Below are 10,394 nucleotides of genomic sequence, written 5' to 3'. Positions count from 1 at the left end.
CGTAGCGCCGATGGTAGTGTGGGGTCTCCCCATGTGAGAGTAGGGAACTGCCAGGCATCAAATAAGTAGAGAGGCCATCCGCAAGGATGGCCTTTTTGCGTTTTTGTACATCCCTCGTTTCCATAAACAAATCACCTATCCCCCCGTATATACGGTAAACTATCCGCGTTTTTGCATCAGGATAGCGTCTATGAACCACTCCCTTAAGCCCTGGAATACCTTTGGCATTCAACGTAATGCTAAACAAATTGTACGTGCCGATAATGCTCAGCAGTTGCTGAATGCATGGCAAAACGCGACAGAAAACGGTGAACCTGTACTGATTCTGGGCGAAGGAAGTAATGTCCTGTTTCTCGATGATTTCGCGGGGACCGTGATCGTCAACCGCATCATGGGAATCGACGTTAAAGAGAGCGCAGTGAGCTGGCATCTGCACGTGGGGGCCGGAGAAAACTGGCACCGTCTGGTGCAATTTACCCTCGAAAAAGGGATGCCCGGCCTGGAAAATCTTGCATTGATCCCAGGCTGCGCAGGATCGTCACCCATTCAAAATATCGGTGCCTACGGCATCGAACTAAAACACGTCTGTGAATATGTTGACTGCATTGAACTGGCAACGGGAAATGCGCAACGTTTAACCGCAGAACAGTGCCGCTTTGGCTATCGTGACAGTATCTTCAAACATGACTACCAGGATCGTTTCGTCATTGTGGCCGTTGGTCTGCGTCTGGCGAAGCAGTGGAACCCGGTCCTTACCTACGGCGATCTCACCCGTCTCGATCCGGCCACCGTCACCCCGCGAGACGTGTTTGAATCAGTTTGCCATATGCGAATGACCAAACTCCCGGATCCAAAAGTGAACGGAAATGCGGGCAGTTTCTTCAAAAATCCGGTCATCAGCAGCGAAAACGCGAAAACGTTCCTCACCGGCTGGCCAACGGCCCCGCATTATCCTCAGACGGATGGTAGCGTGAAGCTGGCTGCAGGTTGGCTTATCGACCAGTGCGAATTAAAAGGCACCACGATGGGCGGTGCTGCTGTTCATCGCCAGCAGGCGCTGGTGCTGATCAATCAAAACAATGCGACCAGCGACGATGTTGTGAAGCTGGCGCACCATGTCCGTCAGCGTGTGGGTGATAAATTTAACGTCTGGCTGGAGCCTGAAGTTCGCTTTATTGGCCGTACGGGTGAAGTCAACGCCGTGGAGACTATCGCATGAAGGACAACACGATCCCTTTAACCCTGATTAGCATCCTTGCGGACGGTGAGTTTCATTCTGGCGAGCAGCTAGGTGAGCAGTTGGGCATGAGCCGTGCTGCCATTAATAAACATATCCAGACGCTCCGCGACTGGGGCGTTGATGTGTTCACGGTTCCCGGAAAAGGCTACAGCCTGCCGGAGCCTATTCAATTGCTGAATGAAGAAGCGATCCGCAGCCAGATTGGACACGGCAATGTTGCGGTGCTGCCCGTAATTGACTCGACGAACCAGTACCTGCTGGATCGCCTGCCTGAACTGAAATCCGGCGATGCCTGCGTTGCTGAATATCAACAGGCCGGTCGCGGCCGTCGTGGACGCAAGTGGTTCTCGCCGTTTGGTGCGAATCTCTACCTGTCCATGTACTGGCGACTCGATCAGGGCCCGGCTGCGGCGGTTGGGCTAAGCCTGGTCATCGGGATTGTGATGGCGGAAGTCCTGCACGATCTGGGCGCGGATAAGGTGCGGGTAAAATGGCCTAACGATCTCTATCTGAACGATCGAAAACTGGCGGGTATTCTGGTTGAGCTGACGGGAAAGACCGGCGATGCCGCGCAGATCGTCATTGGTGCCGGGTTAAACATGGTGATGCGTAATGTACAGAACGATGTGGTGAACCAGGCCTGGACTAACCTGCAGGAAGCGGGTATCACTATCGACCGCAATATCCTGGCCGCGCGAATGATTAAAGAGCTGCGAAGCTCACTCAGGCTCTTTGAGCAAGACGGGCTGGCATCGTTCCTGTCTCGCTGGGAAAAGCTGGATAACTTTATCAACCGCCCGGTGAAACTGCTGATTGGGGATAAAGAAATCTACGGCATTTCTCGCGGAATTGATGCGCAGGGGGCGCTTCTCCTGGAACAGGATGGCGCGATCAAACCCTGGATGGGCGGGGAAATCTCCTTACGCAGCGCTGAATAACCGGATTGTATTAATGATGCGAAAACCCGCATGCGCCACGCTGGCTGTCATGATGAGTTTGCTGTTCACGCCTTTCTCTCAGGCAGGCCAGGCCTGGGAGAGTTACAAAGCGCGCTTCTTTAAGCCGGATGGGCGAATCGTCGATACCGGCAACGGTGACGTTTCCCATACCGAAGGCCAGGGTTTTGCCATGCTGATGGCGGTGGCAAACGATGATAAAGCGACCTTTGATAAACTCTGGCACTGGACCAACAGTACGCTGAAGAATAAAGAGAACGGTCTTTTTTACTGGCGTTATAACCCTGCTCAGGCAGACCCGACTGCCGACAAAAACAATGCCTCCGATGGCGATGTGCTCATTGCCTGGGCTCTGTTAAAAGCGAACGCGCGCTGGCATGACAAAGGCTACAGCACGGCATCGGATGCCATTACCAAAGCGCTGCTTGCCCATAACGTTATCCGCTATGCGGGTTACCGCGTGATGTTGCCCGGCTCACAAGGGTTTAAGCTGGACAATAACGTTGTGCTTAATCCTTCCTACTTCGTGTTTCCTGCCTGGCAGGCATTTGCTGACCGCAGCCATTTGCAAATATGGCGTCAGCTCGCGCAGGACGGACAGCGGCTGCTGAAGAAAATGGGGTCGGGTAAAGCCAATCTTCCAACCGACTGGGTCTCTCTGGACACGAAAGGGACGCTGGCCCCCGCAAACGCCTGGCCGCCCCGCATGAGTTATGACGCCATCCGCATTCCGCTGTACATCAGCTGGTCCAACGCGAAAAGCCCCTTGCTCACCCCGTGGCGCGCCTGGTTCGGTCAGTTTCCGCGTGAACAAACACCCGCGTGGGTTAACGTCACGACGAATGAATACGCCCCCTACATGATGGCAGGCGGTCTGCTGGCAGTGCGTGACTTAACGATGGGGCAGACGGTCGGCGAGCCCGATATCACTGCAAATGATGATTACTATTCGGCAAGCCTGAAAATGCTGGTCTGGATCTCAGAACAATAAGGCCCGCTCCCCGCTGGGGAGAGGGCCAGGCCTTTTACTGCGGATACGGTACCCAGTCGCCGCCGTTCAGGCGAACATACGGTTTGTTCTGGTACTGGATCACTACCGCATTGGCGTTCTCCGATACCTCTGCCGTTTGTGGCAGACCGCTGGTGAGCTGATCCCAGTTCACGCTATCTTCAACAAACAGCTTACCGTCTACCGCGCGGGCAACGAGTTCTGAAATCGCCAGATAACTGCTTGGCTGAGTGATTTCGATTGGCGCGCCCTGATGCGGGGCCTTCATCCCGAAGAATTTAATCCCGGCAGGGACGTTGGTAATCGACGGGCTTGGAATATCACGCAGGCCGGATACCTGCATCCTGTCGCCTTTCAGCGCGCCGCCGTGTTCAGGTACCACAACGACCATCACTTTACGGCCTGATTTTTCCAGCTCGGTAAAGAACGCGTCCAGTTCATCAAAGAACTTCTGCGCACGAACTTTGTAATCCGCCGTTTTGCTCACGCCCGGGAAGTGGTTACCATCGTGAAGCGGCAGGGTGTTAAAGAATGTTGCACTACGCGAACCCTCTTCTTTGCTGACGGTCTGCAACCAGCGCTGTAGCACGGCAGTATCGTCATAAACCGGAGAACCATCGAAGCCCAACAGAGTGACCGGCAGACCCGTTTGGTCCATCAGCGGTGCCTGCATACCCCCTTCTTCACGCACCTCTTTCAGGAAGTTACCAAACTGACCGTTATGACCCAGCATCAGGTGCTGCGTAAAGCCCAGTTTGGACAGGTTATCAAACAGGTAACACTGGTTACCGGCTGGCTGATAGAGGTTCTTATGCGAAGGTTGACCGCAGCTTGCACGTAACAGGCGAATCGCTGCCGGGCCGCTGTAGGAGGTCGCAGAGTTGAAATCTTTAAACTGAATATCGAAATGCGCCCACAGCGGATGCGACATTAATCCGGCTGCATCCACATCCGCCCAGGAGAGAGAACAGATGTTGATCACCAGCAGTTCAAATGGCTGGGCGTCGGCAGGGAGCGCATCCGGGAATTTGGTCTGACGCTTATCTTCAGCGGTATAGAAACTGGAGAGCCACGCGTTCAGATTGGTGGAGGTGGGTGGTGCGGTTTGTGCAGGAATATCGCCAACCACCGGCGTATCGCCTGCCGTCGTGACGGTTGCTGCCGCCGTGCCACCGGTGGTGGTGACCGTTGTGGTCGGTTGACCGGCTGGCCAAAGGGAGAAACTCGGCCCTGCCAGCGTCAGCACGTTTAACCAGACCATAATCGCGACGACAAACACCGTCACGCGGATCCACTGTGCCAGGAACAGCCAGGCGACCAGCAGCACAAACACCGCGCCAATCATCTGCCAGTTAATAAAGCGCTCAACCAGATCAAGCATATAGTCGGTACTGAAGCCCGCAACCTGCGAGCCCTGGCTCATAATGCTTTCCGGACCCGGTAGCCAGGTGTCATGCCAGAAGAGCGCGAACCCAATGGGGATAGCGACCCAGTGACGCAAACGATGCAGCCTGATATTGGGAATAGGCATCAGCAGGAATGCCATAAACACCAGGTTAAGCAGAGGGTGGAAATTAAGATAGCCTGCCCAGAGCAGGCCAAACTTCACCAGAAAGTAGAAATTCCAGCCGGAAAGTCCGCGCCAGTATTGCCAGAGCGGCGAGGGCGCCGACGTGGTATAGGAAGAATTAGTCATGTTTTCGGTCTGCCTTGACGTTCGGAGCGCGTGTCAGTGTTCCGGCTGGTTTAAGGTAGCGGGGTTTTAGAAACATCAATCTTGCCGTATCGCGAATACGACGCAGAGAATGGCGCGCATAGTAGCCCAGCGGGAAAAAAATCAGCGCACACAGTACGACCAGTTGAATGATATCGCTGAGATTCATGATGATGCGCTCTCCTCGCCCTCAGGTAATAAACGTCGTGGTTCGGGTATCCGCCGCCAGACATGCCCGTCATGCTTCGCATTCAGGATCGGTTTGACATCGTTTGACATAGGTAAAGGTTTCGCCCATTGTTCAGGCGTCAGGGCGCGCATTTGCACCAGTTCAGCATTAATCAAATTATCTTCGAACCAAATCATGCGGTTAGAGAAAATATCGCCAGTCGGCAGAGGGAAGATATGGTTGAGCGCGGTGTCGAGATCGTTTACCCGGCAGAAGGATAAAAACAGCACCAGACGGTTATCGCCAATCGTCATGATGTCTCCGATGCGGTTAGGGCGACATAGCGTGAGCGCCTGCTCAACACGAATACCCGGCACCGGACGCAGGGCAACCATGACCCCTTTTCCGTCTGCTGGCAGCAGCGTATTACTCATCATGTTGCCGACGGCATCACAGAAGGTATCCCACTTTTGAAAACCGCGCAGTTTCATCGGCTGTGTCATGGAGAGCAAGGTGCCTATATCTTCCGGAACATGGCGGTTAAACTGCTGTCCCTGTATGCTCTCAATAAGTGTCAGGCAGCGCGACAGCGGCGCATTCCACGGTATGACCATATTTGCGCCGCAACCCAGCAGCAGCCGTTCGTCAGTGGCACGCAGGCTGGTATTATTTTCACGCACCACGATTTTTAACGCACTGCCGCGCTGACGGCGTAATGTGTGAATGTGTCTCGCCAGCGTTTCGATTTGGTTATTCTGCATGAGAGAAAAAACAATCGTAGCGGCCTGCGTCGTACGGGCTTCATTAAATAACGCTTCGTTAGTTTCAAACAGTGACCAATTTTCAGAAAGCGCAGGCGCACCTTCTAATACCGCAATGTGGCTCAGGATGCGTTTTTCATCGCTGCGTGGCTGAACCACGGTTTCTTCTTGTCGTGCGAGATGCCACTCTCCCTCGATATGTTTAAGGGTGAGCTGTTGACGAGCGCTAACCCCTTTTTCATTGCACCAGAATGCAATATCGTAAAGATAGCTATCCGTCTGGTCATGGATACTTGCCAGACCGAAAAGAGAACGATATTCGCCCATTAACAGTGAAAAAAGCTTGTCGTTATTACTGCCGGGGTTAACAACCAATAGTGTGCAGTTTTGATTTTTTGCCCACTTATTGATTCTGTTCAGCCAGAGAAGCAGTTTTTCTGAGGGGATATTTTGCAGCGCGTTATTCGAACATTTTAGAATCAGGAAATAGTGATCCGGATCAATCGAGCACTGAATATCGCGGGGCAAAAAGTATAGACTATCCGCCTCCGAAGACATGGAAAATAATCGTACGGTCTGTGGCCCGCGGTCGTTTTCGAGCCTGATGATATTTTTAGGTTCTTCGCCCATCGTAATGACAGCCACGCGGGAATCCTTATCCTGTGCGGCGATCGTCTGGTTTACCAGACTTATGGCATCTTCGTTGCGATCCGTATTAATCCACCAGACTCCTCCGACTGGCATGTGGCGCAATTCGTCCCATAATGACTGGATGCCAATAGAAAATATGGAGTCCACGGTATCCCTCTTTTCGTCGAATTTATCTGTATCTCAGTTTACTAGCGAAAGCGTAGAAATAAACCTAACATTGAAATTAAAGAGCATCAGATTTAGCATGTAAATGCAATTTCGTGGGCAGGATGCCGACAACATCTGATCGTGTGATTTTACGCTAAGGGATGAATTAATCATGCATAATAACGAATCCGGAACGCCTGTAGACTCAAGCCTGGGTTACACATTTCAAAACGATTTTCTGGCGCTGACGCAGGCTTTCTCTTTGCCCGAAATAGATTACACCGATATTTCCCAGCGGGAACAGTTGGCCGCGGCTATTAAACGCTGGCCGTTATTAGCTGAATTTGCCCAACAACAATAAGGGAGCCATTGATGGCCATACTAGGATTACAGGGCGTCCGTGGTGGTGTAGGTACAACATCCATTACCGCGGCGCTGGCGTGGTCATTACAGCTGTTAGGCGAATCGGTGCTGGTTATTGATGCCTGCTCCGACAATTTGCTGCGCATGTCATTTAACGTCGACTTTACGCATACAAAGGGTTGGGCCCGCGCGCTGCTCGACGATAAAGACTGGCGTGACGCGGGTATGCGCTATACCTCCCAGCTTGATTTACTTCCTTATGGTCAATTGACTGAAGCTGAGCGTGAGAATGAAGCCGCGTATCAGCGTCTGCTTTCGCAATTTACGACCGCGTTGAAGAGCCTGGAGGAAAAAGGGCAGTATCAGTGGATATTGCTGGATCTGCCGCACGGCGCCGCCGCGCTGACCCGCCAGCTTATCGCGCAATGTGACCATGTCCTCTCCATTGTGAATGTGGATGCGAATTGCCATATCCGCTTGCACCAACAGCCGTTGCCCACAAATGCCCATCTTCTGATTAACGATCTTCGCATCAACAGCCAGATCCAGGACGATCTCTACCAGGTTTGGCTGCAAAGCCAGCGTCGCCTGCTGCCGATTGTTATCCATCGCGATGAGGGAATGGCGGAATGTCTCGCCTCCAAGCAGCCGCTCGGTGAATATCGGGGCGATTCGCTGGCAGCCGAAGAGATCCTGACGCTGGCGAACTGGTGCTTATTGCACTTCGCGAAAAGACCGGAATCAGCCGGGAGTACGGTATGAGTCGCCTGTCTAACGGGTTACTTATCCCGCCGGTCAGTTCGCGTTTAAGCGAGCGCTACCGGCACTACCGTCGACATGGCGCGTCGTCGCTGAGTGCCACGCTCGGTTGCTTCTGGTTAATCCTGGCCTGGATATTTATTCCACTCGAACACCCCCGCTGGCAGGGTATTCGTGCGCGTCACAGTGAACTCTATCCGCACATTAACCCCGACCGTCCAAGGCCTCTCGACCCTGCACGCTATGCGATTCAGGCCGTCTGGCTGGCAGCGACGTCGGCCAGGGTGGAAAAATCCACGCCGCGCTGGCGTAGCTTCGATCGCGTGCAGAACTTACGTGAACGCTATCACCAGTGGCTGGACACGCTTCCCGACCGCGTCGGCGACAAAACCAGTCATCTGGATAATCATAAAGAGCTCGGGCACCTGCACCCGGGCTTCAGGCGTTTTATCCTCGGCGTCATTGTGGTGTTCTCGCTCATTCTGGCACTGGTCTGTATTACGCAGCCGTTCAACCCGCTGGCACAGTTCACCTTCCTGATCCTGCTCTGGGGCGTGGCGCTGCTGGTGCGGCGCATTCCGGGACGCTTCTCCGCCCTGATGCTGATCGTGCTGTCACTGACGGTTTCCTGCCGCTATATCTGGTGGCGTTATACATCAACGCTGAACTGGGATGACCCGGTCAGCCTGGTGTGCGGTCTGGTTCTGCTGTTTGCTGAAACTTACGCGTGGATTGTGCTGGTCCTGGGCTATTTCCAGGTTATCTGGCCGTTGAACCGCCAGCCGGTTCCGCTGCCAAAAGACACCACCCAGTGGCCGTCGGTCGATCTCTTTGTACCGACTTACAACGAAGACCTGACGGTGGTGAAAAACACCATTTATGCCGCATTAGGTATCGACTGGCCGAAAGATAAGCTCAAAATCTGGATCCTGGATGACGGTGGCCGCGCCGAGTTTCGCCAGTTTGCGGAGGAGGTCGGCGTGGAGTACATCGCCCGTACCACTCATGAACACGCGAAGGCCGGTAACATTAACAACGCCCTGAAGTATGCCACCGGGGAGTTCGTCTCCATCTTTGACTGCGACCACGTGCCAACACGCTCGTTCCTGCAGATGACGATGGGCTGGTTCCTGAAAGAGAAAGAGCTGGCGATGATGCAGACGCCACACCACTTCTTCTCACCGGATCCGTTTGAACGCAACCTCGGTCGTTTCCGTAAAACCCCGAACGAAGGCACGCTGTTCTATGGCCTGGTGCAGGACGGAAACGATATGTGGGACGCCACCTTCTTCTGCGGCTCCTGTGCCGTTATCCGCCGCAAACCGCTGGATGAGATTGGCGGTATTGCCGTTGAGACGGTGACGGAAGATGCCCACACCTCGCTGCGTTTACACCGCCTTGGCTATACCTCCGCGTACATGCGCATTCCACAGGCAGCAGGGTTGGCGACAGAATCGCTGTCGGCGCATATCGGCCAGCGTATTCGCTGGGCGCGTGGCATGGTGCAAATTTTCCGCCTCGATAACCCATTGATGGGCAAAGGGCTGAAGCTGGCGCAGCGCCTGTGCTACGTCAACGCCATGTTCCACTTCTTATCCGGTATCCCGCGGCTGATCTTCCTCACCGCGCCGCTGGCGTTCCTGCTTCTTCATGCCTACATCATTTACGCCCCGGCGCTGATGATCGCGCTGTTTGTTCTGCCGCACATGATCCACGCGAGCCTGACGAACTCGAAGATCCAGGGGAAATATCGCCATTCGTTCTGGAGTGAAATCTACGAAACCGTGCTGGCCTGGTACATTGCCCCGCCAACCATGGTGGCGCTGATTAACCCGCACAAAGGCAAGTTCAACGTCACCGCGAAAGGTGGGCTGGTGGAAGAGGAGTATGTCGATTGGGTGATCTCCCGTCCGTATATCTTCCTGGTCCTGCTTAACATCGTCGGCGTCATCGTCGGCATCTGGCGTTACTTCTACGGCCCGGAAAACGAGGTCCTGACGGTATTCGTGAGTATGGCGTGGGTGTTCTACAACCTGATTATCCTCGGTGGTGCGGTAGCCGTATCGGTCGAGAGCAAACAGGTACGTCGTGCGCACCGCGTCGAGATCAGCATGCCGGCAGCAATAGCCCGCGAAGATGGTCACCTCTTCTCCTGTACCGTGCACGACTTCTCTGACGGTGGTTTGGGCATCAAAATCAACGGTCAGGCGAAAGTGCTGGAAGGGCAAAAGGTCAATCTGCTGCTCAAGCGCGGTCAGCAGGAGTATGTCTTCCCTACGCAGGTTGCGCGTGTGGCGGGTGATGAAGTGGGTCTGAAGCTGATGCCGCTGACCAAAAAGCAACATATTGATTTTGTGCAGTGTACGTTTGCCCGCGCGGATACGTGGGCTCTCTGGCAGGACAGCTTCCCGGAAGATAAACCTCTGGAAAGCCTGCTGGATATTCTGAAGCTGGGGTTCCGTGGCTATCGTCACCTTGCAGAATTTGCCCCGTCGTCGGTGAAATTAATTTTCCGGTCACTTACTTCACTGGTTTCCTGGGTCGTGTCGTTCATTCCGCGTCGACCTGAGCGAGATGAAGCGAAGCAGGCAGACCCGGTTATGGCTCAACAATGATGATAACGCG

At 54.0% G+C, this 10,394-nt stretch carries 9 protein-coding genes; 6 read left to right on the top strand and 3 right to left on the bottom strand.

Features of this window, described 5'->3' with window-relative positions; genetic code table 11:
• The first annotated feature begins 190 nt into the window (after window positions 1-190).
• Genes murB through HV355_RS10200 form a run of 3 tightly spaced genes read left to right on the top strand, consistent with a single transcriptional unit; the run spans window position 191 to window position 3,187 of the window.
• Entirely contained in the window at window positions 191-1,219 is a 1,029-nt protein-coding gene (murB, locus tag HV355_RS10210) for a UDP-N-acetylmuramate dehydrogenase (RefSeq protein WP_174339978.1), read from the top strand.
• Window positions 1,216-2,178 (top strand): bifunctional biotin--[acetyl-CoA-carboxylase] ligase/biotin operon repressor BirA, encoded by a 963-nt coding sequence (gene birA, locus HV355_RS10205; RefSeq protein WP_042713772.1) that lies wholly within the window; start codon window positions 1,216-1,218, stop codon window positions 2,176-2,178. The genes murB and birA overlap by 4 nt, the downstream gene beginning before the upstream one ends.
• Before the next feature lie 16 nt (window positions 2,179-2,194).
• Window positions 2,195-3,187, top strand: a complete 993-nt coding sequence (locus tag HV355_RS10200) for a glycosyl hydrolase family 8 (RefSeq protein WP_182401804.1) — start codon at window positions 2,195-2,197, stop codon at window positions 3,185-3,187.
• A gap of 34 nt (window positions 3,188-3,221) precedes the next feature.
• Here the strand turns inward: HV355_RS10200 and bcsG are convergent, their stop codons facing one another.
• From bcsG to bcsE, 3 genes are read right to left on the bottom strand one after another with little or no spacing between them, the layout of a single operon-like run.
• Window positions 3,222-4,901: a cellulose biosynthesis protein BcsG gene (bcsG, locus tag HV355_RS10195; RefSeq protein ID WP_126816118.1), complete on the bottom strand. Its 1,680-nt coding sequence runs from the start codon at window positions 4,899-4,901 to the stop codon at window positions 3,222-3,224.
• Entirely contained in the window at window positions 4,894-5,088 is a 195-nt protein-coding gene (gene bcsF, locus HV355_RS10190) for a cellulose biosynthesis protein BcsF (protein WP_089599348.1), read from the bottom strand. The genes bcsG and bcsF overlap by 8 nt, the downstream gene beginning before the upstream one ends.
• Window positions 5,085-6,647: a cellulose biosynthesis c-di-GMP-binding protein BcsE gene (gene bcsE / locus HV355_RS10185; RefSeq protein WP_182401772.1), complete on the bottom strand. Its 1,563-nt coding sequence runs from the start codon at window positions 6,645-6,647 to the stop codon at window positions 5,085-5,087. The genes bcsF and bcsE overlap by 4 nt, the downstream gene beginning before the upstream one ends.
• Before the next feature lie 172 nt (window positions 6,648-6,819).
• On the opposite strand from bcsE, the gene bcsR reads away from it, so the two are divergent.
• From bcsR to bcsA, 3 genes are read left to right on the top strand one after another with little or no spacing between them, the layout of a single operon-like run.
• Window positions 6,820-7,008 carry a cellulose biosynthesis protein BcsR gene (gene bcsR / locus HV355_RS10180; protein ID WP_010426045.1) on the top strand — a complete coding sequence of 63 codons (189 nt, stop codon included), beginning with the start codon at window positions 6,820-6,822 and terminating at the stop codon, window positions 7,006-7,008.
• 11 nt (window positions 7,009-7,019) lie between these two features.
• The gene (gene bcsQ, locus HV355_RS10175) at window positions 7,020-7,772 is read left to right on the top strand and encodes a cellulose biosynthesis protein BcsQ (protein WP_108417650.1); all 753 of its coding nucleotides are present in this window, start codon (window positions 7,020-7,022) and stop codon (window positions 7,770-7,772) included.
• On the top strand, window positions 7,769-10,384 hold the full coding sequence (gene bcsA, locus HV355_RS10170) for a UDP-forming cellulose synthase catalytic subunit (protein ID WP_148401351.1): 2,616 nt from the start codon (window positions 7,769-7,771) through the stop codon (window positions 10,382-10,384). Before bcsQ ends, bcsA begins: the two co-directional genes overlap by 4 nt.
• Window positions 10,385-10,394 lie beyond the last annotated feature (10 nt).

This window comes from Enterobacter sp. RHBSTW-01064, from assembly GCF_014103035.1.
GTDB classification, from domain to species: domain Bacteria; phylum Pseudomonadota; class Gammaproteobacteria; order Enterobacterales; family Enterobacteriaceae; genus Enterobacter; species Enterobacter mori.
This window is presented reverse-complemented; position numbering and strand designations above follow the sequence as displayed.